The following is a 26,752-nucleotide window of genomic DNA, read 5'->3' as shown; positions in this document are numbered from 1 at the left end:
AGTTTATTCATTTGATATATGACTGAGTCAAATAATAATGCCCATCTTTTATCATTACTTTGTATAGAATCTATAGGTTAACTTTTTATATCTCTTTTTAATAATTATTTATTATTTATTCTTTGAATTTCTTTCTACTTACCAAATCGTCACCTACTATTTTAAATACTTACTTTATTATAGTTAATGAGATAAGGTAAGTTGATATGATCAAAGATAGGAATGAAAAAAATAATATGATTAACGCAACGACGGTTGTAAGTCGCCATGCGTGGTTAACTTTAGCAATTCTTAGTAGTACTCTATTGACAGTTTTTTTCTCAGAAACCATGCTACTTCCTGCAATACCAGAAATAATTGATGATTTGGATATATCTTATGGAACTGCTGCATGGATATTCAGCGCATACTTAATTGTAGCTGCAGTGATGACTCCAGTTGCTGGTAGACTTTCTGATCTGTATGGGAAAAAGAAAGTTTTACTATCCTTACTTGCAATATATATAACCGGACTCACCGCCGGCGGATTTGCAGATAACATAACTTTTCTACTTGTTAGCCGGATTATTCAGGGTGTTGGGTTAGCAGCTGTTCCAGCAGCATTTAGTCTTCTTCGAGATACGTTTCCGCCTGCTAAACTATCTATAGCTGTAGGGGTTTTTGGTTCTGCATATTCAGCTGGTTCAGTGGTTGGACTATTGGTTGGAGCTAGCATAATCCAAACCTTTGGTTGGCATGCTACTTTTCTAGCTATAATACCTTTCGCTATTTTGGTAACATTATTAATTGCAAGATTCGTAAAGGAATACAAAGTACCAAATCGATCAAATAATTCAAAAATACAAAGAAATGTTTCAGAGAAAAAGGGAAAACCGTTTTCTATAGATATTAAAGGTATAGTGGCTCTTTCAGTTACAATATCTTCATTTCTCATTGCACTTACTATCATTCAAATTGGTGTAAATAATGAAAATATATTACAAATTGCGGGAGCATTCATAATATCTGCAATCGCATTATCCGTCTTTGTTATAATAGAAAGAAGGGCTATACCCCCATTTGTTAACTTGAGATTGTTAAGAGATAAAATTCTTCTACCTTCATTTATCCTACTAATAGCTACAGGAATCACTATGTTCATGATTTATCCAACGATAGTCCAGTTGGTGAGGAGTCCAGCTCCGTTAGGTTTCGGAGGTGATTCGATAGACGCTGCAAACGTTCAGTTACCTTTCATGATCAGTTTCTTGGTGTTTGCAAGCATCACTCCATTTATCATAAATAAGATAGGCAGTACAAAACCAATAATAATTGGTGGAATCGTTAGCCTATTTGGAACATTTGGATTACTAATGTTCCATGCAACGGAGTTCATAGTTTCTGTAAACTTGGCCATAATCGCCTCAGGTTTATCGCTTACAATGACCGCAATTTGGAATATAATAGTGTCTTCCTCCCCAAAAGAATTTACTGGAATATCCGTAGGAATTGGTGCACTATTATTGTTCATAGGTATGGCCATAGGTCCGGCCCTGGCTGGAGTATATATGGCTGATCATGAAAATATCGGAACAAAAGTATCATATCCATCAGCTCAGTCATATGATCTGGTATTTTCTACTGCAGTATTGCTATCGGCAGTATCCCTTGGATTTGCATTTATACTAAGAAGAAAAACGATACATACTGCAGCGGTTTAAGCAACAATACCGGGATAGTATCCCCCAAATTTTTTAGAAACAATACAGGATTGATATTATTTTAAAAATCTTTTTGATATTTGATTATCTATCCTTCAAGGTTGATAACCGTTATAATGAATTAAAGAATCATAAGGGGCTTTTGTAATCTGAAAAAATTAGATATATGAATCGTTAATTTTCTTACACATTCCACTCGTAGTAATTTTTTCTTAAGTGCTGTATCTGTTTTTGTTATGTATAATACCGAAAATAAATTGGTCAATGTCCTTATTTACGAGGAATCATCCTAAATCGTTTAAGGAATTTTTCATCTCCTTTGGTTCTTATAACAAACTGTTCTCTGTGTAATTTTAGTGGTCTGTCCTCAGGTTTTGTCAATTCAATTCTTATTCTTGATAGAGTATTAATTTTAAAAATCAATCCCTGAGATGGATCGATGTTTATTTTGTTTGGGACAATTTCTTTAGTATTGATTTCTAAATTAATCGGTATGAGAATTTTCTTCATCTTTCCAAGTTCTGGATAGTTTACAATTAAATCTGCCTTAGCATTGTTTATTGTATTTGTTATCAAATAAGTACCGGGTCTAATTACCATCGCAGAGAAAATCACTCCATCCTTTAATTCTTTGCTATCAAATGTTTTTATTTGTGATCCCCTTTCGAATCGATAAATCTCTATCGAATAACCGCCAGCGCCAGTAGAGACATAGAAAACAGCATAGTCCCCTTTTTTTAGTGTATAAAGACTCATAATATTGCTTAAATCGATGTTTATCTGATTAGAAGTATCATTTACTTGCTTGTTTTCATCGGAGAGTTGAGAAACCTCCTTAGAATTTGTCGTAGATAAAGATGATAACCTATTAGATGATCTTTCCGCAAGAACATTTAATTTAAATCTGCTAACTATTCCCGATCCTTTCATCATAATACCCTGATATTCTCCAGGATCTGTAAATTTACAAACAATGGTAGAATGTGGAGTGAGAGACCCACTATCAATATTGGTCTGACTAAACAAAAATCGGTTTATTTTAATATTCATATTTAATTACCCACATCTCCTTCAAGGATCAACTCATTACCATTACCATTAATCCGAACATCCAAAAATTCAATTGGTAACTTTACTGGAATTAGAGGTATGGCAGAATTTCCCTCTAATACTTCCAAGGGATCCTTGAGTTCCAAAATCGTTAGGGCAATGAATTTAGCCAGTTTATCGATCAAGTCCTGGAATAGACCGGCATTACTAATCAAACTTAAAATAAATTCACCCACGTCGTCTCCAATATCTAAAATGTTTCGAATTATTCCTTCTATTCCACCAAGCACGGTATCTATAAAAGATATAGCCCAGTCAGGAAGTCCCAAAGAACTAAGAAGACTGACGATTGCATTTACAATCAGATTATGAAACAAATCTCCAATTGTGTCCGCCATGTCAATTATATCGAAGTCGATTGGAAGCGTAGGGACTAAAGTAAGTTGCCATCTGTTTGGAACTCCAGAGCCAACTCCATAAAACACCTTTGGAATTGCACTCAAAGTAATTTCAGATGTTATTAATCCACCCAAGTTCAAGGGTAAAGAAATATCAGGAGATGCTTCAAAAAGATCAATTGACGGAGCACGAATCAAACATCCACCAAAAGGGTTTGGAACGAGACAAAATCCACCAATAGTTTGTGTTGGAATATCTATACCTATGTTAAGTTGCAATATATCCCATTTAACATCTAATTCACTTATTAGAACAGAATCGTTGTTACGCAAATCGATCGGCCCATTCTCTAGATGTGCCGAAACTGTATAACCAACAGAGAATATGCCAGAGCCGCCTGTGTCTGATACTGAAAATTTAAATCCTTCAAGAAGAGCACCATATATTTTTTTGAACGTGGTTTCGGATATAGCAGCGGTTAGATCAAAAGTGCCTGTTCTTGAACGTGATTTTACTGTTCTTGTGATTGTTCCACTACCACCACTACCACCACTACCACCACTACCACCACTACCACCAGTATCTGGTGAGAATACGATATCCAAGTCCAAATTATCTAAATTGATAAATGTTTTTAATTGATCATCTTCGATTGCAGGATTATTAGGAACGGTCGTTGTTCCAGAAAGCTGAAAATTACCAGATACTTGGAAACTTCCGGTAGACGGAGGAATAGTAATTATCCCAAATGTCAATTTGGAAATAATCTCAGCAACATGGGGAAATATTCCATGATTAAGAACAGATTTGGCATAACATTCGATCGCATTTTCCAGACCTTGAGGCTTTAAATCTACTATCTCTATACCATCAATTTTAAGCCCTATTTTTTGGCTTTCTGCTAATCCAGAAATTTTGCATCCGCCTATAGCATACAAATCTAGACAAAAACATTCTAGTTTGGAAGTAGACGGTCTGGTATTTGGAGGTCTTCTGAGGAAAGGCAAGTCACCGAGACAATCCAAACCGGAACAAACTTTGAAATGAGCAGCCAAACGTTGATTTGCTAATGGGGCAAGTTCTGAAGGTAAAGAAAATATATTCCCTTCGTAAAAATCTATTTCAGCTTTGGAAAGTTGAATTGCAAAATTTATTGCTAAATTGTTTGAACTAGACTGGCTTATTGGTAAGCCTATGACAGGGATTGGATCGAGTATTGTTAAAAGAAGATTCTGTTGTCTGTTTACTTCTGGTACAGCTATAATTTTTTCACATAATAGATTTGGATTTGATGCTAAAAAGGAAGTACCAAAATTAAAAAGAGACGGGCGTTGTTGCATAAGATGTTTAACCACCCTATTAATTCCTGCATCATGAATAGCAGCATAAATATCACATTTTTCTGTGAGGCTCAATAGATTCTACAACGTAAAGATATACTTATCTTTTGCTTTAGAATTAGTCAGGGTTAAGATTTTGATAATTCCAGAAAGCATCTATTATTAAGATATTAGCACAATATTGTAATTAATTCCAAATGATCGTTTAATTTGAGGCTTCTTTTATGGCTTTGACAAAACTATCAAAGTTATTATTTAATGATATTTTGTCATCAACTGTTTTGGCCAAATTAAATGCTGGGTGTCCATTGTCCTTTATATAGGACCACTGCCAAAACATTACTCCATGCGGTAAAAACTTTTTGAATGTTTTCAAATATTTGCTGTGCTGGCTTAAGCTTATTTCAATTCCATCTCCAGTACCTGAGTTATACTCACCAACCAGCAAGGTATCCATTTTCATTAGTCTTGCTATTAATCTAAAATACAACATTACTATGTAGTATGGAGGATATGGATGAATATCATACATGATTTTATTGCTTACAGCAATGGATGGCTTAATTCTAGCCTGTGTCCAAGGAAAATTAAATGCACTAATACGGCCAGCATAAGTATAACAAAATAGCAGGATCTTATCTGTTATTTCCGCAACCTTAATTAATAAATTGTCATGATACCTTGAAACCTTTTTAAAATCACCATGCCTAAACACCTGAGGTTCATTTAAAAGTTCAAATGCGATAGTTGATGTTTTATTATTTACAGTCTCAATTACTTTTTGAAAGTATTCTATCTGTAAATCCCATCCATCCCTTCCATCCAAAGACTTGATTGCCTTATCCCACCAATTATTCCAAAATTTTTCTACATCTTCTTTAAAAGGTGGTTTAAAGGAATCATGTTTAGAAGAATTGTCTTGATATAGCTGAGATACAATGGAATTTGGAAAAACCTATTCCATATCCAAGAAACGAAGAGCATTCCCATTGATGGTTATCATATAAGCATGAAATATTGCTTTTATCCGCCTCATCTGAAATAATGTCTAATTCTTGAATAAAGCCTTCTGGATCTTTTTCATAAGACTCCCAATAAACAGGAATTCTTACAATATCTATACCGTGCTCTTGGAAAATTTTGAAGGAATCTTGTATATATCGTTATGGGGGTATGAGTTTTGAACGATTTTGGTAATCCGAGATCTTGAAACCGTCAAAATTAACTCCAATTTTCATTGTTTATCTAAACCTCATTTTCATTAACTATAAACATTTTTGGCTTTAAACCAGGTTATCGATTACTAGACCAACTAGAGTCTAGGAGTCAAATTGATTCTCTTTACTGATATCAATGTATGATGATTTCGATGAATGTCTAGTTGACAACATATTGATAGTAGTTCTCATTCGTGTGGATCATGTTTCCTGTGATAGTAGAGTTCTAATGCAAATATGGACATTTGATTTCAAAAAGAATTCGACAGCCTATATAAACTAGAAAAAAGTTACATCCTTACCTATTATTGCAATTGCAATTGCAATTCTGGTTTATCTCACAGAGATATCTACTACACACTTATTGGAGGAAAGAGTCAGTCTATTACATAAGAACGACCCCGTATATCAGCATTACAATAATTATATAGTCACCCTATCATTAGAAACTGGAGACCGACCTTTGTGAACCGTGTAGTAAATCGCTCCAAATCCCATACTAGTCACGATCACTTGGGCTATTTGACCAAAGTAGGGAATAGGAACTACGTACAAAAGATTGAGTATGACAAATCCAATTAAAAAAGAAGAAATATTGTTGATATCTCCTGACGACGGCTTTCGCCCCAATAACTCGAGGATTTTTTTTCCTATAGCAAACGATACCATTAAAGATGAGAAGATTAACCCAATGAGAAGAACCAATAAACCAAAAACTGAGACTGGTATACCTACCACAGTGATTGCCGATAGTACTATTACAACTACGAACAATATGATTAATAGAAATCCCACCACCGTGTTTTTTATTATGGATTTTTTCATAACCAACCGAACTGAATCAAACTGATTTGGTAGTAACTTGACAAGTATGATACCTAAAATACCAAATCCTATTACAAACAAAATACCAAAAAGATTAAGCCACCCCTCTATATCCGGCATCATTGAGTCTGGGCTCCTTACCTCTAGGTCTCCGATAGTGCCATTGTTTTGGAAATTGTCAGTCATCGCTACCAGTTGTCCTGATATATTACCCTCATTGGTGATAGTTCCGCCTGCAACATACGCGTCCTTAGTTACCACAGAAGTTGGATCGAAATGTATGTTGTTAGCTGCTAATATTGCATTTGTTGATTTTCCCCCCAAATCTATCGTATTTCCAGCAGCTACAATTTTTCCTGAAACATCTGCATTCACCGTTACTTGTCGCCCAGCTGCAAGAAGGTCACCCTCTATCGGTGCATTGACATGAATAATATTTGCAAATATTATCGCTCCTTTGACAGGTGCGTCAATACTTACCGTTTCTCCAAAGATTAACACTTCATCTTGTATAGGTTCTTGTATTGAAATCTGATTTCCCGAAATAGCTTGCAAAGCAAAGGCAGAATCTGGCATAACTAATGGTACTAAAACTAGAGCTGTTATACAGAAAATGAAGAAATATTTTATTCTAGCAGAAACACTATTTCGCAACATTTTATTAGATAACCAATACCTAGTCAAATTTAAATTTATAGGGTAAACATTTCATCTATTATCATCATCCTTACATTTTATTAATACTTTAATTTAAGCAAAAATATGACTTTACCCATTTAATCGATATTCGAGAATATTTATGGATGCATTAACAAACAAACCGATAGTCAAATAAGAGAATAATGTCGTTGAATAGCACTATGAACAGAGAATAAAACTTATAGTTAGAATAATTGTGTAATAGGAAGAAAGGTTCCTATTACAATATCCGCAGTCTGGGCATTGTTGCATAACTCCATTACCTTCGCCTTGTGTCTATATTAACCACGCACCGGTTGTTTTTTCCGTTATTTTAATGAATTAATCGGTAGAGATAAGATATAATATCTTCGAGTCCAGTCATGACCAAAGAGCTGCTCTGCGGGGGATTAAGTTCCTAGTGGCACTAGGTTCGAATAAAGATGGATTGTACATACTCGCCCTAATCATGCTAAATCTTTTTTAATTAGGTTTTGTCATTTGGTCTAAAAATTTGCGATTATGTTGTGAATTTCAAACTACCATTTCCATCTCTGAGCATGATACAGAACTGAAATTTATAATACCGTCATGATAATATAAAATGAATTTAGCTGTATAACCTTCCACAACCCCTTACGAAATCTGATCTAATAGGGAATTTCCCATTTTCAACACAACGAGAAAATCAGAAAAGGGTATTAGAGGACATACGTACTGCCTTTAATTCTGGTTACAGATATGTGTTATTAGAAGCTCCGACCGGATTTGGAAAAAGTGCAGTAGCCATAGCACTTGCTTTGAGCTTAGGTTCAAGCTATATCTGTACATCTACCAAAGACTTACAAACCCAATATTCCAATGATTTTCAATATATTAAGGCAGCTAAGGGAAAAAATAACTTCCCTTGTTTACTTAAACAAGACTTTGTAGACAATGGAACCTATCAATGTGGTATATGTGCTTCATCTAATCCAAATGAATGTTATCACACGACTGTTGAATATGGAACTTGTATAACTAATGAATCCTTTAAAGAGGATGGCTGCAAGTACAGGACGTTTGCGAAAGACTTTAAGACAATTAATGAAAGAACAAAGGATGAAAAAATATACATTGACAGTGATACTAAACGAAAATATCAAAAACAATTTTCTGAATGGTTACCTATAAGCAAACTAAAGATACGAAGAGAGTGGAAACCTTGTGAATACTTCAATCAACTAAATATCGCATTGGCATCCAGTCATTCTATATTCAATTATTCTATTTTTCTTGCATTCTTACCATATAATAAACGCCTTTCTGAAAGGGAACTTTTGGTATTAGATGAGGGACATCTTTTAGAAACAGAAATTGTAAAGTTTAGGGGATTATCAATATCTAAAAAAAGATGGAAACGGTATGTGGGTAATTTTGATATAGTTGATTATGGTTATGACAGTATTGAAAGATGGATTGATTTTTTAATAGATCTTGAAACCAACATATTATCTGCAATTGGTAATGATTCTTTGGCATCCGTACTGGATATGGAGAGAAATGTTAAATTTGAATACTATAATTCAAGAAAGTTATTATCAGAAAACCGAGATTACAAAAAGAGAATAGTTTCTGCAACTGAATTGTTTGAAAGTGATGAAGAAATAGCAAAGAAATATGCTAAAGTTGAAATTGCATCAAAAGATAATACAAAAACTCTTGGCGATGAGCTTACTGTTGATGCTATTAAAGACACAGAAAGATTGACAAGAACAATAAACAGCATACTTGCAAACCCAAAAAATTGGATAATTTCAGATATCAAAAAAGACAATTACAAAGTAGAGAAAGTGGAATTAAAACCCCTAGATATATCACCCTACTGTAAGGCTGTCTTTGAAAAGGGATCCAAAACGCTGATAATGAGTGCGACTATCCTAAATAACAAGGCATTTTGTAAAAGTATTGGTTTAGATTCTGATGAAGTAAAATTTATTCAAGTTGAATCTGATTTTCCAATAGAGCATAGAGCAATTTATCCCCTAAAAGTTGCATATCTTAATTACAGTAACTTACAATCTATTGATATTATGTCTAAAATTTCTAATGTCGTTGATAATTTAATGTCTACTCATAAAAATGACAAGGGCATAATCCATACAACATCGTATGAGCAACTTAACTTTATCAAAGAAAATCTATCTAAGGAGAATGCAAGAAGGCTCCTAATTACTGATCCAGAAATACCAAGAGACGAAATTATATCTCAACATTCTTCCACTCCAAAACCAACGGTACTTATTTCACCCTCACTTCACACAGGACTTGATTTGAAGGATGACCTGTCAAGATTTCAGATTATAACTAAAGTGCCATATCCAAACAAAAGTGATAGGTGGACTAATGCAAAGAGAGATGTTGATGAAGAATGGTATTATTGGCAGACAGCATTAAGATTAATACAGGCATATGGAAGATCAGTTAGATCCAAAGATGATTGGGCAAGGACATATGTTTTGGATTCGGCTTTTAGCTATTTTATAAGAAAGAATAGAAACACCCTACCCGGATGGTTTATTCAAGCAATCAAAGGTTAGCGGGTAGAAAATTTTGCTTATCATTTTATCATATTTACACATCTGAATTCCTTGTCATATTGATCTCATTATTTATCTATATTCTATCAACTATTGGTATCTAAAATATACATATACTATAATATAATAACAATTAAGATTCATCATGATAAATGTAGATGATAAACAAGATCAATTAAGTAATAGTGAACCAGAAAAGATCTTAATAGGAAATAAAAAAATTAAGGATTATTCATTAATATTTGATCAAACCAATCAAATATCCTTTGATTAGTAATTGCAGGAGCCCCAGATTGACAATGTTCCTCGGCGCCTTCTTCTTCAGTAAAAAGTATATATTCTTTGGATGAAGATGGAACAGAAACCAGCCCATCGTAAACCTTTTTAGGTTGACCTGGAAATGAGTCATCCTTTTCAGCATCTAACACGAGGGTGGGTGTTTTAATATCTTTTATAATATCTTTGATTGAATACGCTTTTGCTCCAGTAATTAGTTCGTAGGGTGAATTGTTTCCGGTAGTATGCATCCCATGTTTCATATTGAATTTTATGTTTGCATCTGTTTCTATCAAACGATTTAGGTATGAATTTACAAACTCTGAGTCACCTTTTTCAACTGCATCTGATAATTCTGATGGGAATCCAGATTTTATAGAATCATATCCGTCATAAACGCCATTATAAAGAACACATGCAGATATACGAGGTTCAAATGCAATGGTCCTTGCAGCCAAATACCCACCCATACTTATGCCCATTAGAGCTATTTTTTTTGGGTCTATATTATATTCACTCTTTCTTGATAAAGCAAAATCTAGTACAGGAGTCACAACTTTTTCCCAATCATGTCTAAAAGGAATTTTCTGTTTACGAATTACTTCTCCTTGGCCTGGTCCTTCAAATATCAAACAATTATATCCTCTTTCTATTGCTGGTGCAGCTGCAAAAGAATATAGCTCTTCCAATGTGGAATCAAAACCGCCATGGGCTATTAATGTTGGATAGAGAGTGCCTTCATTATTGTCAAGATTTTTTCTACTATTTGTTAGATCATCAATTATACTATGATTTGATTTTGGTACGTGAAAAAAGTAACCTGGTAGAGTGGTTCCTTCATATGGAATTTCCACTTGTTCCACAGGAAATGGAAATAACGCCGTAGCTTTCTTAAAGCATTTTTTACTTGATTCTATAGTATTTTGAATTCTTGGATCATCAGGCTCGACCAACAAGAATGCAGATACACGATAGTAATTTGATGCTCGTAGATAAGCATCTCGTGCACTCACTTTATGATGTTTATTAATACAATCTTCCGCATAAGTATGGATCCTTTTTGCTGTCTTTAGCCATTCTTCATACCAACTATCAAAATTACCTTCCTTAATCCGATATGCTGTTGACAGACATTCTCCAATATCAGCTCCTCTAGAATATGTTTCACTAATTGCTCTCAGCAATTGTAAAGAAAATGTAGGATCTTCAAAAACTAGCTTCATTTACTTATATCATATGAAGCCAATGAATTATCAGTATATAAATAAAATAATTTCAAGCTTTATCATAAATGAATTATTTTTCATATCTCCAAAGTCAAAAACCACCTCCTAATAGTCAAATTTATCGGAGTCCAGTTGCGGTTAGATCCCTAGGGTCGGGTTCTATCACAAGGAAAAAATCATGATCCTAGGATGATCATATTTAAGAGTCTAAAATTATGAGTGTCACTAAATACTTTCATGATATACTTCATAATATATGAATGAATATGAGAATTTTAAAACGGCCGATATTGTGGCTGAGGCACTCATAGATTGGGGTGTAGATGTTGTATTTGGGTTACCCGGTGATGGTATCAATGGTTTTATTGAAGCACTAAGACAAAGACAAGACAAAATAAAGTTTGTTTTGGTGAGACATGAAGAATCCGCAGCATTTATGGCTTGTGCTTATGCTAAATATACAAAAAAGTTAGGAGTTTGTGTTGCTACGTCCGGGCCAGGTGCCATACATCTTTTAACCGGATTGTATGATGCCAAACTTGATAGTACACCTGTCCTGGCTATTACAGGTACCACCTATTCTGATCTTATTGGCTCCAACTATCAACAAGATGTCAATCTTTTGCAGCTGTTTTCTGATGTGGCTACATATAACAACATGATAAACTCACCAGAACATGCTGAAATGGCAGTAGATATAGCATGCAGAAATGCTTTGGGCCGTAGAGGAGTGAGTCACTTGACCATTCCAATAGATGTCCAAGAACAAAAATTAAAAGGTAAATATTCCCCACATAAGGTAAAGGGCCATACCTCGGATATTTTTAACCATGACGTTATTCCAAGTCCGGAATTACTAAGAAAGGCTGCAAATATTCTCAACGATGGAAAAAAGATAGTAATACTGGTCGGTCAAGGAGCTCTAGACGCTAGTGACGAGGTTGTTACCATTTGTGAAATGCTTAATGCCCCTGTAGTCAAAGCCCTTTTGGCAAAAGCCGTAATTTCCGATTACAGTCCCTACAATCTTGGAGGTATTGGCATGTTAGGAACGAGTCCCGCCAGTGACGCAATGAATGAAGCAGATACGATACTAATGATAGGAACATCCTTTCCATATATTGACTATCTTCCAAAACCCGGACAAGCAAGAGGAATTCAAATTGACATTCTACCTGAGAGAATCGGATTACGATATCCTGTGGATATAGGGTTGGTTGGAGACTCCAAACAAACACTGAATTCTCTGATTCCGCTCCTAAACAAAAGATATAAAGAAGATAACGAATTTTTAACATCAAAACAAAAAGAAATGAAAAAATGGGCAAGTTTGTTAAAAGAACAAGGCAGTCGTACTGACAAGCCCATTAAACCTCAAGTCATAGCTACTGCTGTTTCCAATGAATTAGATGATGATGCCATTATCTCCGTAGATAGCGGAACCAATACTATTTGGGCCGCCCGGTATATTTTTGTTCATGATAAAATGAAATTTTCGCTCTCGGGTACTCTTGCAACAATGGGATGTGGTTTGCCATATGCAATAGCAGCCAAAATTGCATTTCCAGATAGGCAATCGGTGGCTTTTGTCGGGGATGGAGGTTTCACCATGTTAATGGGGGAATTTGCAACAGCAGTTCAATATGATTTACCAATCAAGGTTGTGATAATAAAAAATAACACATTAGGAATGATACGGTGGGAACAAATGGCTTTTCTCGGAAACCCCGAATATGCTGTAGAATTTACTCCTATTAATTTTGCAAGTTTTGCTGATGAATGTGGTGGAAAAGGCTATACTATTACAGAACCAGGAGATGTAGGACTAATCATTCACCAAGCAATGAAGGAAAAAAAACCCACAATTATTGAAGCGTATGTAGATCCATTTGATCCTCCAATGCCTCCAAAAGTGGAACCGGAGTTTGTAAAGAACATTGCGGAATCATTTGCAAGGGGACAACCATATGCCTCCAGGATAGGCTTAACACTCTATAGAAATCAGATCCATGAAAGATTGCGAGGTTTCCATCATCATAATTCATTAAAAGATCATGATCACAAGGGTTCTTATAATGAGACATGACGAAAAAGGACTACAGGCCGCCGACAAAGAAACACGTAAGAGTGTATCAAGAGAAGACGATGAATCTTGATTAAATTTCCTACCAATCTTTTATTTCGATACAATATATTAATAGAAGCCTCATCCGTGGGGACTAGTAACAAATAATGGAACTAATAGCTTGTATGCTTGTAGTTATTCGGTCTTGAAATTTTATGGTTATTTATCGTATAATATTTTGGAACCTAATGTTTTAAGGATATAAGGTATTTTATGACGAACTGTATGAGTAATATCCTAATCAATACTTCTTGTCGGAGATATGTTATACTTTTCAAAACGCTATTTATTACTTCACAAACTTTGTTGATAATTGCAAGTTTTTATCGTCTGTGGTATGTTAGTTTTATAGATCTGACTATTCCTTATATGATAGGTTATGTAATAAAAGCTACCTCCTATTTAGGGCATCCGTCTCATAGAAACATTTTTTGAGTCTGAAACTCTTCAAACAGTCAAGAAAAAATTAGATACAAATAGCAGTTTTACAAGTACATATGCAAAAGACTAACCAAAGATTCATACCTACTAATAGTTAATTGATTGTTGTTATAAACATTTTGGCTTAAAATTAGCTTTCTGCCGATTTAGAAAATTTGAAATAAAATAAGGAAAAATATGCGGTATATCCAATTTAGGCAAAGAATAGGATAATGACACACATTACTAGTGAAATAAAATTTTTTTCTTTTTAGTTAGGCAGTGTATGGTAACAACGTAGACGACCAGAAATAATCTGATAATTATTAGGGATTGATCAGCTGTATCCGTAAATCTACAAAATATGAAAGTAAATAACAATCTAATTAAATGCTCGTTAATATTCTTTTTTATTATATCTTTAGAAATCAAAAATGCAGATAAAAAAATAATATTTTGTGAAATGGTGCTTTTTCCTTTAGGTCATATTGTGACAAATGGAAGTTCTGGAAATCTTTATTTTATCTGCATATTTAAGCGACGTTTTGACAGCTACATAAGACAGCATACTCCCAATCGCAGTAATTATAAAAACTATTAGAAGGTCTTGGAGGCCCTGTTAACTTAACGATAAATCTTTAGCTTAAAGACGCTCTATTTCTGTTATGTTAAGTAAAAGAAATAAAACATCTTCAGAGCATATTTACTATGGTCTGTATTTGTACTTTCTTGGCTTATCGCTTAGAAATACTGCCAAGGCATTGTCCTTTTTACATATTATCAATAGAAGTCACGTTGCAATTTGGAATTGGATTCAAAGGTATAAACCTCGAAAGGTTTCAACAAGAAGAACAAAAATATCAGAATACCTCATTGATGAGACATTAATAAAAGTCGGCTCAGAATACTCCTGGTTATGGGCAGCAATCGAACCAGAAAATAGGCAAATTCTCGCACTCTTTCTTAGCTAATAAATCCAAGGAGAGGAACATGCTTATCGCAGAGAGATTTATTTCAGGTCTGATCAAGATTCACGGAAAACATGTCGTATCAACAGACGGTGGAACCTGGTACCCAATGGCTTGTAGATTCCTAAAACTAAAACACCATATCAATTCTTCGTTTGAGAAAAGTCTGATTGAAAGAACTATGCAGTACATCAAGGATCGAACTGAAGGATTTGACGATTACTTTCCATGTAGTAAAGAGAAGTGTAAACTAGACCATGTCAAAAACTGGTTGAATCTATTTGTAAAAATACACAACAAGGAGGTGCCAGACGCCTAAGTTAACAGCGCCGTCTTGGACGGGGATACCATATATATCTGGTACACCATTTCCGATGGCTCCTAATGATGTTGCAGTTTCCACTTTTGCCCGAGCAATATTTAGTGTTTCATACATCTGGTCTGCGATCTGTTGCTGTTGATTTTCATCATTTAATTTCTGTGCGTACACAAAAAAATTCGTACTTATCAAAGATAGTAAGGGCAGGATACCAGCAGGTAACAGCACCCACCTTATTGAGGAATATTTCCTTACAAATCTTTGTCGTGATCTTATTGGTCCAACGATGATTTTTGCTACAAATTCTTTTGGATTCATAACTTGATCACCAAACTACCTAAATTCATAATATGTAATATATTTTTTACTTTACATGTTTTTGGCGCCTACTGTTAGAAAAAAATATATAATGTAATATGTATTACAAACTGTCAGGTGATTTGAATGCTTGACAATTGGGATTTAATTCCAAGAAGAAATTCATTCAGAAATTTTTTTGGAGACATGGATAGGGAATTTTCACAAGCTGAAGAAATGCTAAATCGAGTCTTTAATACGGCGCAGGGTATAAGTCCTTTAACTGCGGATTCGTTTAGAGAAGCTTCAAGGTTTCCTTATTATTATGGATACCAAATAACAGTGGGCCCTGATGGAAAACCGCATGTAAGAGAATTCGGAAATATTAAGCCCGGTTCAAAAGGATTGGTGCAACAATCAAATACGAGAGAACCTTTGGTGGATACTTCTGTCGACGAAAAGAGCAATTCCTTAACAATTACAGCAGAAATGCCAGGTATCTCAAAAGAGGATATCAAATTGAATGCATCGGAGAAGCAAATTGTAATACATGCTGAAAAAGGCGACAAAAAGTATCATACCGAAATACCGCTAAATGCAGAGATAGTAGATACCTCGGCCAAAGCCAGTTATTCAAATGGCATATTAGAATTAAAGGTCAAATTGAAAGCTCCGTTAAAATCTAAAGGAAAGGAGATAAAGATAGAGTAAAGTAAAATACTTTATTTCTATAATTTTTGTTATTAAATCACCACGAGGATGTGTGAGTGTGAGAATAATATGACCGATAATTCTAATAATAAAGGTGATCCTTATATTAGAGATCAATCAAAATCATTAAAAATTGCTGAAACTAATTCGAAATTCGTAGGAAAGGGAATGGCTCTTGTAGATCCAAAGGTAATGGAAATGATGAGTCTATCGCCTGGAAATGTTATCGAAGTTATTAATAAGAAAAATAAAAGTACATATGTTTTATTGTGGTCTAGCCCAGCTTCTGATTATGGCAAAGGTTTGATAAGAATAGACGGTTATACACGTAACAATATTAGTGAAGGAATAGATGATAGAGTAACCATTAGAAAGGTTGATAATATAGAAAAAGCGGAACAGCTAATACTTTCTCCTACAGAAGAGCTAAACATAGCAGGTCTAGAAGAGCATCTTCCAGAATTGCTCGATGGTAGAGTAGTAACAAGGGGTGATGTGATTCCATTAAATATAATGGGAAGAAAAATCGGTTTTGTTATTAATGGTATAAGCCCTGCCAACAAGGTTACTATCATAGATTCTCATTTAACTGAGTTTATTATTAGCGCTATTCCTAAAGGAACAACAAGAGGGGCTATGCCTCGGATTACTTATGAAGACATTGGTGGGCTAAGAAACGAGGTACAAAAAGTCAGAGAAATGATAGAACTACCACTAAGGCATCCCGAAATATTTGAAAGAATTGGAATAGAAGCTCCTAAAGGTGTTCTTTTATATGGACCTCCGGGAACGGGAAAAACATTACTGGCAAAAGCAGTAGCTAATGAGACAAACGCCAACTTTTATTCTATTGGGGGACCAGAAATAATGAGTAAATTCTACGGTGAATCGGAAGAACGATTAAGGGACACTTTCAAACAGGCAGAAGAAAATGCCCCCTCTATCATTTTTATCGATGAAATTGACTCTATTGCTCCAAAAAGAGAAGAGGTCTCTGGAGATGTAGAAAAAAGAATCGTATCTCAATTATTAACTCTGATGGATGGCTTGATGGCTAGAGGAAAAGTGGTAGTAATAGGTGCTACAAATAGGCCAAATGCTATCGATCCAGCTTTAAGAAGGCCTGGTCGATTTGACAGAGAAATTGAAATTGGAATACCAGATAGAGAGGGTAGGTATGATGTACTTCAAATCCATACTCGAGGAATGCCTCTGGTGGATAACATCAATTTAGAACAATTTGCAAAAATTACTCACGGATTTGTAGGTGCGGATCTAGAATCTCTATCAAAAGAGGCCGCAATGCGTTCTTTACGGAGAGAACTACCGAAAATAAATATGGAACAATCAAAAATACCAATAGAAGTTCTTAACAAAATAAAAATAATTGACGATGACTTTGAAAATGCACTGAAGGATATTCAACCTTCTGCGATGAGAGAAATACAGGTTCAAAAACCAAATGTGCATTGGGAAGATATTGGTGGCCTCTCTGATATTAAAGACGAATTAGCCGAAGTAGTTGAGTGGCCTCTTAAGTATCCAGATTTATTTTCAGAAGGAGATGTAAAGTCTCCAAAAGGTTTATTACTGTATGGACATCCCGGAACTGGAAAAACACTGATAGCAAAGGCGGTGGCAACCACTTCAGAATCAAATTTTATCAGTATAAAAGGGCCTGAATTGTTATCTAAATGGGTTGGCGAGTCAGAAAAGGGAGTTAGAGAAGTTTTCAGAAAAGCAAGACAAGCTGCTCCTTGTATTATTTTCTTTGATGAAATAGATTCAATAGCACCCAGAAGAAATACTAGTTCAGCAACGGATTCCCATGTAACTGAAAGAATGGTATCTCAATTATTGACTGAAATAGATGGCCTTGAAGACTTGAAAGGTGTAGTTATAATAGGCGCTACAAATAGACCCGACATAATAGATGAAGCATTGTTGCGTCCAGGACGATTTGATAGAATCATAGATGTTCCATTACCAGATAAAGACGCTAGGCGACAAATATTGCTAATACATACCAAAAAGAAACCACTAGATTCAACATGGGATATTAACAAAGTGATAGAACTAACTGAAGGATATACGGGTGCTGATTTGGAAGCATTGGTTAATGCGGCAGCTATAGCTGCAATAAAAGAACACATATTCTTAAGAGAAAAATCAAGAAAATTAGAAGATGCTGATGAAATTTCTGGTAGTCCTGACAATGATCGGAAAGATGGTATCCCGAAGAACCAATCAAAATCTACAGGATTAGAAATAAGCATGAAACATTTTGAAGATGCACTTAAAAAGATAAGGAAAAGAAATGATTTCCACATGTCAGATATACCAAATACCAAGATCCCATCGCGCCTATAACACATTTTTTATATAATAAATAGTAAGAATACTTTGGGCTACTTGGATAGAAAGATCAGGTTAGTATAGCTAATTCAATATTAAGTAATTTTCTAAAACATGATACCTGTTACTAATTCCTAATTCAAAGAACTAGATGAAGTTGGGACTCGAATCTAGGCCTTTCTAAGGGGTTATCATCATTTGGTCAAAACTCGATTGAATTTCAAGTATTTCAAACACCAGATTGTCAATTTTTTCTAATATCTAGGTCAAAACATGACGACTAGGATGCAAACGAGAAACTCATGGTTAGAACGATGTTATTATACTTTGATGGTCATGAAATATTATGTGCGGACGCATTCATCCAGTGAAAACTATAAATCATAATAAAGATTTGGGTGTGCACTTATAACTAAAAATAATGAGAATAGGCGCGAGCCATTTGATAACTCTGGACATTTTCCTTCAGATATTTTAAAGGATAAGGAAGGCAATCCATTTACTAAAGTAGTTCATGGTTCAGAAGAGGCAGATAGCGCAATTATAGAATTTGTTAATAAGGCTAGAGAAAAGATTGACTCTTGTGTTAGTTCTACTGCACCTTCAGTATTTGTAGAGATAAAAGCCATCAAGAATGCAAGAATTGCTGCATTCAAGAAAAGAGGGATAAAACTTAGATATGTGATTGAGATGACTGCAGACAACCTCAAGTATTGTAAGGAAATGCTTGAATTCTCTGAAATTAGACACTTAGAAGGAATGAAAGGAAACTTTGAGGTAGCAGATGAAAAAGAATATGTGGCTGTAGCAACCCTTCACAAAGCACAACCCATACCCCAACTTATATTTAGCAATGTGCCTGAAATTGTAAACCAACAACAGTTTGTTTTTGATACTTTCTGGGATAAGGGCATACCTTCAGAAGAAAGGATAAGAGAAATAGAAAAAGGAATAGTCTCACCAGTTACCACTGTTTTTAGTGATTATGCGAAAGCAGAAAGTAAAGAATTTGAGATGATTAGAGAAGCCGATAAAGAAATACAAATAATTTACTCTACTCCCGGTGCATTTCATCTCCAGGAAAAGACAGGAACACTTGAACTTTTAAAGGAAATGTCTAATCAAAAAGAAAATCTAAAGATTAGCATGCTTGTGCCAATAGATTCTACAGTCAAAAAATCATTGTCTCTTGCACTTTTAACTAACACTATCAACAACAATATCCAAATTCAAAATATTGCACCAAGCATTGACATTAAAATAAAATCATTAGTGGTAGATAAAAAAGATTGTCTTATCATGGAAATAAAGAACTTAGAAGAGGAGGAAGGAAAAACAAATCCGTTAATTGGTTTCTCTATCTATTCTAATAGTATTCCAACAGTTTTATCGTATAGTTCAATATTTGAAATGATATATAATCAAAGTATTCTTGCTCAAGAACTAAAGCATGAGGGAGAAATCAAGGATGATTTTATAAATACGGCAGCCCACGAATTGAGAACACCAACTCAAGCCATAACGGGATATTCTGAAATGAATGATGAATTGTTTGACTTTATCTTGCAAAATAGACAAAAAATCACAGATGAAGAATTATCAAGAATTATGGTGAAACTTCATGAGCATCATGAAAATATTTCTAGAAATGCTTTAAGATTAAATGTCTTAACTAATAATCTCTTAGACGTTGCAAAGTTTGAGTCTAATAGTAAGGGTAACATTATACTCCATAGAGAAAAAGTAGATTTAGTTAAAGAGATAGATAATCTTATTGAGGTTGAATTTAGCCAAAAAGTCAGAGAGATAGGTATCAAAATGAATTTTATAAATAATAACCTGGGAGAACAATATTGGGTTTATTCTGACAAATTAAGATTAAATCAAATTCTAGTCAATCTAATCGATAATGCTATCAAATTTTCTAAAAAAGACGATATTATTAATATCATGATAAGAGATAGCAACGATTTTGACCTCAATTTGAATCAAACAGAATTAGACGAAACAAATCATATTACAGAAGAAAAGAGTAATAATACGTCAGATGACCTGATACTAGAAAAAAGAAGTAGCGAAGGAGAACGAAAAAAAATCGAAAAAGAAGAAGAAATGATATATGTTGCTATATCAGACACTGGTAAAGGGATATCATCAAAGATTCTGCCAAAGTTATTTGAAAAATTTACAACAGACTCTGATTTTGGAACCGGTCTGGGACTATTTATTACCAAGAAATTAGTCGAGGCTCACGGCGGTAGAATTTGGGCTTTTAACAATAACGATGGAATTGGATCTACTTTTGTGTTTAGTTTACCTAGATAAAAATATTTAGGGTAGAGGCTAGCAAACTATTTTATTCAAAATATTTTATTCAAATACGACATATTATTTAAGCCAGAATAATAGGTATTATAAAATTAGCAAAATTCTTTTCAAAAATCTACGAAACTCGTTTTGATTCTTGGACCTGAGCATAGTCTCTGTCATGGGTTCTCTCAAACAGTAATACACAGGCAAAAGTCCTCTATTAGTTAAATAAAATATTATATTAAATTATTTACAATGGCACGAAATAACAATGATAAAAACAGCAATAGAGGCCTAGCCTCGGCAGATGAAGAAACTAGAGAAAGAGTAGCAAGAGCAGGTGGAGAGGCCCCACATGATGAAAGGGGACTTCAAGCAGCAGACGAGTAAACCCGTAAAAGAGTAGCACGTGAAGGCGGTAAAGATTAATTTAAAGGTCTTACTGCCAATTTTTTATTTTGATACTATAAATCAATAACAATTATTATACGTGGGAGTTAGTTTCTATTGATAGTAGCTGTAACATAGTTAATAGTATTTGTTAAATTATTAGGATAGTCAATTCACTAAGTTTACTTTTTTATTGAAAGCTACTATACATAAGGCCCTAGGAGGGGATTTAATTCTTGACCTTCTAACGTGGATATCTTATTGGTATTGTGGAAATTCGATTGAATTTGCTGAAAATGAGTATGGCTTCAAATTGGAGTGCGACTAATCATTTTAGTTGAGTCTAAATCCATTAATTGAATTACTTAAATCATGTTTACCAATATTAATAGATGAACTTCGATGCCGCATTTATAACGGAACAAGGCGTTGAAATTGGTATTTTTGCAACAACAATGGATGTCCTAAGTAATGAAAAAGAAGCAGATAATTTGATAAGGTATTGTAAGAAAAGAATTTTTGCAGGATTTCAAGTAGTCTTAATGGCGCAAGATGGCCAAGGTATACCACATTATTATGGAAAACAAGATCTAATAAGACTATTGGAGTCCACTACCTTCAGCAAAATTCACTTTAGAAGATACACTATACCATAATTGATATTCCCAATTAACAGCACTTAAATTATGTTGATTAAAATAGATTATGATCAATAAAAATCTCCTCTGAATGTGATATGAGTAGCAAATCAGTTACAAATCCAATAGATAAACCCATTATATCGAAGGAGATTTGTCCATTCAATACGATTCTATAACAATATGTCAAATGGAATTGTCATTTTGCTCATGGTAGTGGTAGTAGCTGACATAGTTTGAGGAACAAATTTGTTGCAAATGATAAATAGGGAAGGTGTTTTAACATTACTATTAGACTTATCTGTTTTGTTTTACAAGTAAGGCCATTTCGAAGGCGCCATTAATTGTCTTAACCAAATCTTTATACATCTTCGAATTTTTACTTTCTTTTACAGTATTGGTATTTACGCTAAGACCCGACATCATTTCATCATAATTATTTTCCGTATCTTCAGCATACCAACCTCTGGTCCAATCAACGAACGGAAATTTACCAAATATGAAGCCCAATTGTGACCAAAATGACAAAAGTTCTCCAGCAATATGTTGAACATTATCCTGGCCTCCTGTAATTATGAAACCAGCAGCCTTATCTCTTATTAGATATCGATCATGGGTAATCATTTGATTTTGAACACAGTTCATTCTCTGAATCATCTTATAGTATAGGGAACTCGCACTACCCCACCGTATTGGAGTAGCAATGAATACTATATCAGCCCACAGAATTACTTTTTCATAAATTTGGATCATTTGATCTTCACTGTCTCTTTCTGAAATGGAACAAGGAAAAATACATGCGTTAGCATTCTTTGAATAGTATCCTTCACAATGACTGAATTCCAAATCCCGAAGTTTGATCATGACAGTTTCAACCTCTAAATTTTTTTTGGCATATTTTAGAGCTAAATTTAATGTATCCTCAGACGTGCTTTTACGTGGTGCTATTTTATCATTTGTGTTTGTCGTAGAAATTCCAAGAATTCTTACTTTTTTATCATCTACCGGAAGTATTTTATTATTGGACTTGTGGATTAAATAATTTTCTAGAGTTCTTTAGATTCAAATAGGCTTTATGAGGCTGAAATATTCTTTTTCCAACAGTTGAGGGAATTGAATTTACAAATATCTTATCTTCTATTATCTTGACTTTATATGAATTAACACTATCTCCACCTTCATGAGAAGATTCACCAGTTTTTACAGAGTATTTCCATCCATGCCAAGGACAGGTCCCTATATCTCCGTCAAGGAACCCTTTACTAAGTGGCCCTCCTTTGTGTATGCAAGAATTAGAGATTGCATGAAATACCCCATCAATATTAAAAACCGCTATTTCTATATTTTTTTCTTCTTCGTTTTTAATAAGATAGCTTTTAGAGAATCCACGTTTTATGTCTGTTGATAAACCTACGTAACGATATGAGGAATCATTAGACTCCATCTGCTTGTCTTCATTCATGAAATTACAATTGATCTTATGAATTCAGATTCTTATTAATACAACTGGTAAATAATAAACAATAAAAAGAAAGTATAAGAGAATGTGTTTAAAGTTAAACGTATTGACAAACAACTTTATCATAATATCTGTTAGTTGCCTTTTAATTATCCCATTAAATTTTCCATTTAATCAAGTTACATTCGGGCAGACACAACAAACACTCGATGAAAATAGTATCATTGAATTAACTGCCAATCAAATAGGAGACTCTTATGTGTGGAAAAATGATGAACTTGGATTTAACCCGATTCTGAACCTCAAAGCTAATACAGGCTACACATTTTTGATTAGCATCTATCAAAATGACACTGCCGAACACGAATTAAAGATCGAACCTCAACAAGGTGGGGAACATCTAGCCGAAGCCTAAGAAGTAGAACACGGTTCGTCTACTCAATTTGTGTTTAATACAGGTCAACCACAAGTTTTGAAATATTATTGTGAATATCATCCTGATAGCATGGCTGAGATGATTAACGTTACTTCCATAACATAATAATACTGGACTGCAACATTTGTGGGCACTATCGATTGCATTAATATATAGAAAAAGGTTTGAATGAATAACAAATATTGATCTATTAGTAGTCATATCCGTAACCTGGTGCCAGTTGATTTGACCTGTTGCTTCGCATAGACAATATTTGATGTACATATAATAATACGAATAATAAATATTAGAGTTTGTTAAGACAATTCTGCAATATCTTTCTGCTATGTTATTTTAAAATTGTCCTATCTTAAAATTTTGTTTTTCTGTTTTAATGGTAATGGATTGTATCCATTAACTGTAATTAGAAGTGGATTAATTAAATAAAACTAACTAATTGAATTGGTAAGCTGATAAAGTTTGACACTAAATGATCTAGTCTTTTATAGAATTAACGCAATATAATATAATGACTGAGAATCCGCAAGAAAAAGCACCTCTATCCGAATTAATGGTAGAAAAAAAGAGTGGAAATTCTGAAAAATTTGACGAGGAAAAGCTTGTGAGGGGAATTAGTAGAGCTGGTACACCGTTCCTACTTGCCAAAGATATTTCAAAATCAATCACCAGTAAGCTCGCGCAAAATCCTCCACTAGATAACTTCATTTATTCGAGTAAACTCAGAGAATATATCACAGAAGAATTAAAGCAGAGAAACCATGATTCGATAGCCGAGTCATTCTCAGGGTACCGTAAAAATAATGTAACTCCAATGAATGAAGAACACCTACAAAATAATAAATATGATTCAAAAGTATCTCCTTCAGTAAATACTCATTCAAAACAGTATGTAAAAGATAAAGATAGTACAACGAGTTGGTAACTAAGATCCTTTGTGAGGAACAAAAAAGTAGTAGTCAATTTATTTTATCCTTTGTCTTATCTGCAACATCCTTTGTAGTGTCTACAACTGCATCTTTTACATCTTTTACTTTTTCCTTGACTTTATCGATAACTATAATAAGTGCAAATTTAATTGTGTAACTACTATTACAAAATGAATCCGGTATCAGCGAAATTAAAGAAAATGATTTTGAAATGATTATCATTTAAAATTGAAATATCAAAATATTAAAAGGTACAACAGATGGGGCCGAAGGTTTCCGTTGTGCTATTACTACTAAAAAAGGATTCATTGACTCTATCTCCACGCTAATAATTAAACTTGATATAACTCATGAAGTGTAAGTTGGTTTGGTTTTCGAAAGTAATTATACACGGACTAGACATGTTAGAGGGATGGAGATTTGTTCACATGTCAGGTGTCTTGTTTTTCCAGCCTTGGAATACATTCCTGGAAGGAACATAATAAAAAGTTGAATCAACTTCTATAAAATTAAAAAACCTTGAATAATATGATAGTCTCTGCCATTTCTCAAGGTTTTTTAGATAAAATGCACCATTCCATCCAGAATATGTCCATCCAGAGCATCCAACATACATATTCATTATTAATTATGATTAATGCAAGCAATTAAAAGAATTTATTTCAATTTTCGCTTATGCCTATACGGAGTATCTTCTTTTTCTGTGACGCAGAGATTACAAAAGAGTATTCCATGATATTCAAAAATTTACCACATGGAATGGTTGTTGATCAACAAAATTGGGGGATGGGTTATACAACGATATCTATGAACAAAGATATACTATACCATAAGTAATTTAGTTTGATGAAAATCTTAGTTCCTATCGATGGGTCTACTCCATCCATAAAGGCCTTGGAATATGTGCTTTATCTGCTCAAACTTATGAATCCCAGTGCCAACGATGTAAGAAATAAACCTAGTGAAGTAATACTGATAACTATACTTCGTTATTTTCATGTGCCCTCAGGATTGGAAAAACCTGTGAAGTCTATTAAGACCAATCAAGTTGTTTCTCTATCTCAATTCATAGAAGAAATGAATCGGATAATGGAGACAGAATGGTTAAATAAGTTATCGGAGATCAAAACTCGATATCCAGAATCAGGCATTTCGATAAGAACTAAGTTGCTCAAAGGAAGTAATTCTAGCAGGACAATTGCTGAGAGCATAGTAAAATTCTCAACAGAAGAACAAGTAGATCTTATAGTTGCGGGGAATGTTGGATTAGGAGGTATTTCAAAAATAAAGGCGCTTGGCAGTGTTTCAAGAAATTTAGTCGAAATATCAAAACGTCCTGTGTTAGTGGTACATTAAAGAAGAGTTGGTCTTGAGAACACCGTGGATGCATCACGTTTCACTATAGGTTATGAGCATTCCCATGTACTAACAGTTGTTTAGAATCATTGGTACACTTAAACAGTATTTATACTCCTTATTTCCACCACAAATTCTTCTTGTAAGGTTATAAAGGATGGTTTAATCTATTGCAAAGAGATCGGTGAAAAAGAGTATCCATTTGATATCTATATCAATTGGATATTCTATATCTTGATTCTCATTCAAACTCTGGTTTATCCTTTCTTCTGCTTCTTCTATCCGTGAATTAATTGAATCTGATGAACTTTGGGCAAATACCGATGATTGAAAGCCTACCAAAAGTAAGGACATCACTACAATTGCACTAGTAGTAACGTTAGTTATCACAATATTCAGTTGGATACTTAAAATATTAATGATACGATTCTAAACTTTATACATATAATTTACAAAAAAGAAATAGTAAGATAATTGCCCTATTTAATTAGAGAACATTTTTCCATCGACAAATATTATAGTCTAGTGATAGTAAAGATCTTCAAAATAGGGTTTGCGAAACGTGTTTACAATGCAAGGATGTGATGCCAGAAATTATGGATTTATTGCAACGAATAATAAGTGGGCCCATATTTGTCTACTCTTTTTATCGACCAGATATTACGAGATTATTAAATGCAAAAAAGAAAATGCTACGGGAGATATGTACTATCTGTCTTTATGATAATGAAGGTGGTAAAACACAATCTTCG

25 protein-coding genes are annotated in these 26,752 nt (G+C 34.0%); 13 read left to right on the top strand and 12 right to left on the bottom strand.

The window, feature by feature from the left end; genetic code table 11:
• The first annotated feature begins 206 nt into the window (after positions 1-206).
• The gene (locus tag AAGU22_RS13390; protein WP_458719607.1) at positions 207-1,700 is read left to right on the top strand and encodes an MFS transporter; all 1,494 of its coding nucleotides are present in this window, start codon (positions 207-209) and stop codon (positions 1,698-1,700) included.
• 270 nt (positions 1,701-1,970) lie between these two features.
• On the opposite strand, the gene AAGU22_RS13385 is transcribed toward AAGU22_RS13390, so the two are convergent.
• The 4 genes from AAGU22_RS13385 to AAGU22_RS13370 all read right to left on the bottom strand — a co-directional run bounded on the left by AAGU22_RS13385 (position 1,971) and on the right by AAGU22_RS13370 (position 7,107).
• Positions 1,971-2,750, bottom strand: a complete 780-nt coding sequence (locus tag AAGU22_RS13385) for a hypothetical protein (RefSeq protein WP_458719606.1) — start codon at positions 2,748-2,750, stop codon at positions 1,971-1,973.
• Between the two features lie 2 nt (positions 2,751-2,752).
• Positions 2,753-4,564, bottom strand: a complete 1,812-nt coding sequence (locus tag AAGU22_RS13380; RefSeq protein ID WP_458719605.1) for a hypothetical protein — start codon at positions 4,562-4,564, stop codon at positions 2,753-2,755.
• A gap of 130 nt (positions 4,565-4,694) precedes the next feature.
• A complete protein-coding gene (locus AAGU22_RS13375; RefSeq protein WP_458719604.1) occupies positions 4,695-5,315 on the bottom strand; it encodes a cellulase family glycosylhydrolase in 621 nt (206 codons plus the stop codon).
• Between the two features lie 814 nt (positions 5,316-6,129).
• The gene (locus AAGU22_RS13370) at positions 6,130-7,107 is read right to left on the bottom strand and encodes a bactofilin family protein (RefSeq protein WP_458719603.1); all 978 of its coding nucleotides are present in this window, start codon (positions 7,105-7,107) and stop codon (positions 6,130-6,132) included.
• Between the two features lie 716 nt (positions 7,108-7,823).
• Here AAGU22_RS13370 and AAGU22_RS13365 point away from each other — a divergent pair.
• Positions 7,824-9,788: a helicase C-terminal domain-containing protein gene (locus AAGU22_RS13365; protein WP_458721788.1), complete on the top strand. Its 1,965-nt coding sequence runs from the start codon at positions 7,824-7,826 to the stop codon at positions 9,786-9,788.
• A gap of 221 nt (positions 9,789-10,009) precedes the next feature.
• Here AAGU22_RS13365 and AAGU22_RS13360 read toward each other — a convergent pair whose 3' ends face one another.
• Positions 10,010-11,287, bottom strand: a complete 1,278-nt coding sequence (locus AAGU22_RS13360; RefSeq protein ID WP_458719602.1) for an alpha/beta hydrolase family protein — start codon at positions 11,285-11,287, stop codon at positions 10,010-10,012.
• Positions 11,288-11,546: 259 nt separating this feature from the next.
• On the opposite strand from AAGU22_RS13360, the gene AAGU22_RS13355 reads away from it, so the two are divergent.
• The 3 genes from AAGU22_RS13355 to AAGU22_RS13345 all read left to right on the top strand — a co-directional run bounded on the left by AAGU22_RS13355 (position 11,547) and on the right by AAGU22_RS13345 (position 15,122).
• Entirely contained in the window at positions 11,547-13,376 is a 1,830-nt protein-coding gene (locus AAGU22_RS13355; RefSeq protein WP_458719601.1) for a thiamine pyrophosphate-dependent enzyme, read from the top strand.
• 1,124 nt (positions 13,377-14,500) lie between these two features.
• Positions 14,501-14,806 (top strand): hypothetical protein, encoded by a 306-nt coding sequence (locus AAGU22_RS13350; RefSeq protein ID WP_458719600.1) that lies wholly within the window; start codon positions 14,501-14,503, stop codon positions 14,804-14,806.
• A 19-nt stretch (positions 14,807-14,825) separates the two neighbouring features.
• Entirely contained in the window at positions 14,826-15,122 is a 297-nt protein-coding gene (locus AAGU22_RS13345) for a hypothetical protein (RefSeq protein ID WP_458719599.1), read from the top strand.
• Here the strand turns inward: AAGU22_RS13345 and AAGU22_RS13340 are convergent.
• Positions 15,081-15,440, bottom strand: a complete 360-nt coding sequence (locus AAGU22_RS13340) for a hypothetical protein (RefSeq protein ID WP_458719598.1) — start codon at positions 15,438-15,440, stop codon at positions 15,081-15,083. The genes AAGU22_RS13345 and AAGU22_RS13340 overlap by 42 nt on opposite strands.
• 126 nt (positions 15,441-15,566) lie before the next feature.
• On the opposite strand from AAGU22_RS13340, the gene hsp20 reads away from it, so the two are divergent.
• Both hsp20 and AAGU22_RS13330 read left to right on the top strand, forming a co-directional pair.
• Positions 15,567-16,130, top strand: a complete 564-nt coding sequence (gene hsp20 / locus AAGU22_RS13335) for an archaeal heat shock protein Hsp20 (protein ID WP_458719597.1) — start codon at positions 15,567-15,569, stop codon at positions 16,128-16,130.
• 69 nt (positions 16,131-16,199) lie between these two features.
• A complete protein-coding gene (locus tag AAGU22_RS13330) occupies positions 16,200-18,500 on the top strand; it encodes a CDC48 family AAA ATPase (protein ID WP_458719596.1) in 2,301 nt (766 codons plus the stop codon).
• Between the two features lie 497 nt (positions 18,501-18,997).
• Here the strand turns inward: AAGU22_RS13330 and AAGU22_RS13325 are convergent, their stop codons facing one another.
• Positions 18,998-19,141: a hypothetical protein gene (locus tag AAGU22_RS13325; RefSeq protein WP_458719595.1), complete on the bottom strand. Its 144-nt coding sequence runs from the start codon at positions 19,139-19,141 to the stop codon at positions 18,998-19,000.
• Between the two features lie 34 nt (positions 19,142-19,175).
• On the opposite strand from AAGU22_RS13325, the gene AAGU22_RS13320 reads away from it, so the two are divergent.
• From AAGU22_RS13320 to AAGU22_RS13310, 3 genes are all read left to right on the top strand, one after another.
• Complete coding sequence (locus AAGU22_RS13320; protein ID WP_458719594.1) at positions 19,176-20,810, top strand: sensor histidine kinase; 1,635 nt, start codon at positions 19,176-19,178, stop codon at positions 20,808-20,810.
• A gap of 240 nt (positions 20,811-21,050) precedes the next feature.
• Entirely contained in the window at positions 21,051-21,185 is a 135-nt protein-coding gene (locus tag AAGU22_RS13315) for a hypothetical protein (protein WP_458719593.1), read from the top strand.
• 392 nt (positions 21,186-21,577) lie between these two features.
• Entirely contained in the window at positions 21,578-21,841 is a 264-nt protein-coding gene (locus AAGU22_RS13310; RefSeq protein WP_458719592.1) for a hypothetical protein, read from the top strand.
• A 279-nt stretch (positions 21,842-22,120) separates the two neighbouring features.
• Here AAGU22_RS13310 and AAGU22_RS13305 read toward each other — a convergent pair whose 3' ends face one another.
• Both AAGU22_RS13305 and AAGU22_RS13300 read right to left on the bottom strand, forming a co-directional pair.
• A complete protein-coding gene (locus tag AAGU22_RS13305) occupies positions 22,121-22,771 on the bottom strand; it encodes a flavodoxin family protein (protein ID WP_458721787.1) in 651 nt (216 codons plus the stop codon).
• A gap of 70 nt (positions 22,772-22,841) precedes the next feature.
• Positions 22,842-23,285: a Rieske (2Fe-2S) protein gene (locus AAGU22_RS13300; protein ID WP_458719591.1), complete on the bottom strand. Its 444-nt coding sequence runs from the start codon at positions 23,283-23,285 to the stop codon at positions 22,842-22,844.
• A gap of 82 nt (positions 23,286-23,367) precedes the next feature.
• Here AAGU22_RS13300 and AAGU22_RS13295 point away from each other — a divergent pair, with 82 nt between their 5' ends.
• Both AAGU22_RS13295 and AAGU22_RS13290 read left to right on the top strand, forming a co-directional pair.
• Positions 23,368-23,697 carry a hypothetical protein gene (locus tag AAGU22_RS13295; RefSeq protein WP_458719590.1) on the top strand — a complete coding sequence of 110 codons (330 nt, stop codon included), beginning with the start codon at positions 23,368-23,370 and terminating at the stop codon, positions 23,695-23,697.
• A gap of 529 nt (positions 23,698-24,226) precedes the next feature.
• Positions 24,227-24,640 carry an ATP cone domain-containing protein gene (locus AAGU22_RS13290; RefSeq protein WP_458719589.1) on the top strand — a complete coding sequence of 138 codons (414 nt, stop codon included), beginning with the start codon at positions 24,227-24,229 and terminating at the stop codon, positions 24,638-24,640.
• Positions 24,641-24,674: 34 nt separating this feature from the next.
• Here the strand turns inward: AAGU22_RS13290 and AAGU22_RS13285 are convergent, their stop codons facing one another.
• Both AAGU22_RS13285 and AAGU22_RS13280 read right to left on the bottom strand, forming a co-directional pair.
• Positions 24,675-24,866 carry a hypothetical protein gene (locus AAGU22_RS13285; protein ID WP_458719588.1) on the bottom strand — a complete coding sequence of 64 codons (192 nt, stop codon included), beginning with the start codon at positions 24,864-24,866 and terminating at the stop codon, positions 24,675-24,677.
• A gap of 202 nt (positions 24,867-25,068) precedes the next feature.
• On the bottom strand, positions 25,069-25,266 hold the full coding sequence (locus AAGU22_RS13280; protein WP_458719587.1) for a DUF72 domain-containing protein: 198 nt from the start codon (positions 25,264-25,266) through the stop codon (positions 25,069-25,071).
• Between the two features lie 224 nt (positions 25,267-25,490).
• Between AAGU22_RS13280 and AAGU22_RS13275 the strand changes: the two genes are divergently transcribed.
• Complete coding sequence (locus tag AAGU22_RS13275) at positions 25,491-26,000, top strand: universal stress protein (RefSeq protein WP_458719586.1); 510 nt, start codon at positions 25,491-25,493, stop codon at positions 25,998-26,000.
• Positions 26,001-26,162: 162 nt separating this feature from the next.
• Here the strand turns inward: AAGU22_RS13275 and AAGU22_RS13270 are convergent, their stop codons facing one another.
• Positions 26,163-26,390 carry a hypothetical protein gene (locus tag AAGU22_RS13270; RefSeq protein WP_458719585.1) on the bottom strand — a complete coding sequence of 76 codons (228 nt, stop codon included), beginning with the start codon at positions 26,388-26,390 and terminating at the stop codon, positions 26,163-26,165.
• Positions 26,391-26,752 lie beyond the last annotated feature (362 nt).

The sequence above is a fragment of the Candidatus Nitrosocosmicus sp. R genome (assembly GCF_054408505.1).
Note: the sequence above shows the minus strand (reverse complement) of the source record. Positions and strands in the feature narration are given on the sequence as shown.

Bases quoted from the DNA above. Each gene is read 5' to 3' on its own strand.
- AAGU22_RS13370 (WP_458719603.1), bottom strand. From the start codon at position 7,107: ATGCCAGATTCTGCCTTTGCTTTGCAAGCTATTTCGGGAAATCAGATT.
- AAGU22_RS13295 (WP_458719590.1), top strand. From the start codon at position 23,368: ATGTGTTTAAAGTTAAACGTATTGACAAACAACTTTATCATAATATCT.
- AAGU22_RS13350 (WP_458719600.1), top strand. From the start codon at position 14,501: ATGTTAAGTAAAAGAAATAAAACATCTTCAGAGCATATTTACTATGGT.
- AAGU22_RS13355 (WP_458719601.1), top strand. From the start codon at position 11,547: ATGAATGAATATGAGAATTTTAAAACGGCCGATATTGTGGCTGAGGCA.
- AAGU22_RS13290 (WP_458719589.1), top strand. From the start codon at position 24,227: ATGACTGAGAATCCGCAAGAAAAAGCACCTCTATCCGAATTAATGGTA.
- AAGU22_RS13275 (WP_458719586.1), top strand. From the start codon at position 25,491: ATGAAAATCTTAGTTCCTATCGATGGGTCTACTCCATCCATAAAGGCC.
- AAGU22_RS13390 (WP_458719607.1), top strand. From the start codon at position 207: ATGATCAAAGATAGGAATGAAAAAAATAATATGATTAACGCAACGACG.
- AAGU22_RS13385 (WP_458719606.1), bottom strand. From the start codon at position 2,750: ATGAATATTAAAATAAACCGATTTTTGTTTAGTCAGACCAATATTGAT.
- AAGU22_RS13280 (WP_458719587.1), bottom strand. From the start codon at position 25,266: ATGAATATGTATGTTGGATGCTCTGGATGGACATATTCTGGATGGAAT.
- AAGU22_RS13310 (WP_458719592.1), top strand. From the start codon at position 21,578: ATGAACTTCGATGCCGCATTTATAACGGAACAAGGCGTTGAAATTGGT.
- AAGU22_RS13315 (WP_458719593.1), top strand. From the start codon at position 21,051: ATGGCACGAAATAACAATGATAAAAACAGCAATAGAGGCCTAGCCTCG.
- AAGU22_RS13320 (WP_458719594.1), top strand. From the start codon at position 19,176: ATGACTGCAGACAACCTCAAGTATTGTAAGGAAATGCTTGAATTCTCT.
- AAGU22_RS13360 (WP_458719602.1), bottom strand. From the start codon at position 11,287: ATGAAGCTAGTTTTTGAAGATCCTACATTTTCTTTACAATTGCTGAGA.
- hsp20 (WP_458719597.1), top strand. From the start codon at position 15,567: ATGCTTGACAATTGGGATTTAATTCCAAGAAGAAATTCATTCAGAAAT.
- AAGU22_RS13300 (WP_458719591.1), bottom strand. From the start codon at position 23,285: ATGAATGAAGACAAGCAGATGGAGTCTAATGATTCCTCATATCGTTAC.
- AAGU22_RS13330 (WP_458719596.1), top strand. From the start codon at position 16,200: ATGACCGATAATTCTAATAATAAAGGTGATCCTTATATTAGAGATCAA.
- AAGU22_RS13340 (WP_458719598.1), bottom strand. From the start codon at position 15,440: ATGAATCCAAAAGAATTTGTAGCAAAAATCATCGTTGGACCAATAAGA.
- AAGU22_RS13285 (WP_458719588.1), bottom strand. From the start codon at position 24,866: ATGATAATCATTTCAAAATCATTTTCTTTAATTTCGCTGATACCGGAT.
- AAGU22_RS13345 (WP_458719599.1), top strand. From the start codon at position 14,826: ATGCTTATCGCAGAGAGATTTATTTCAGGTCTGATCAAGATTCACGGA.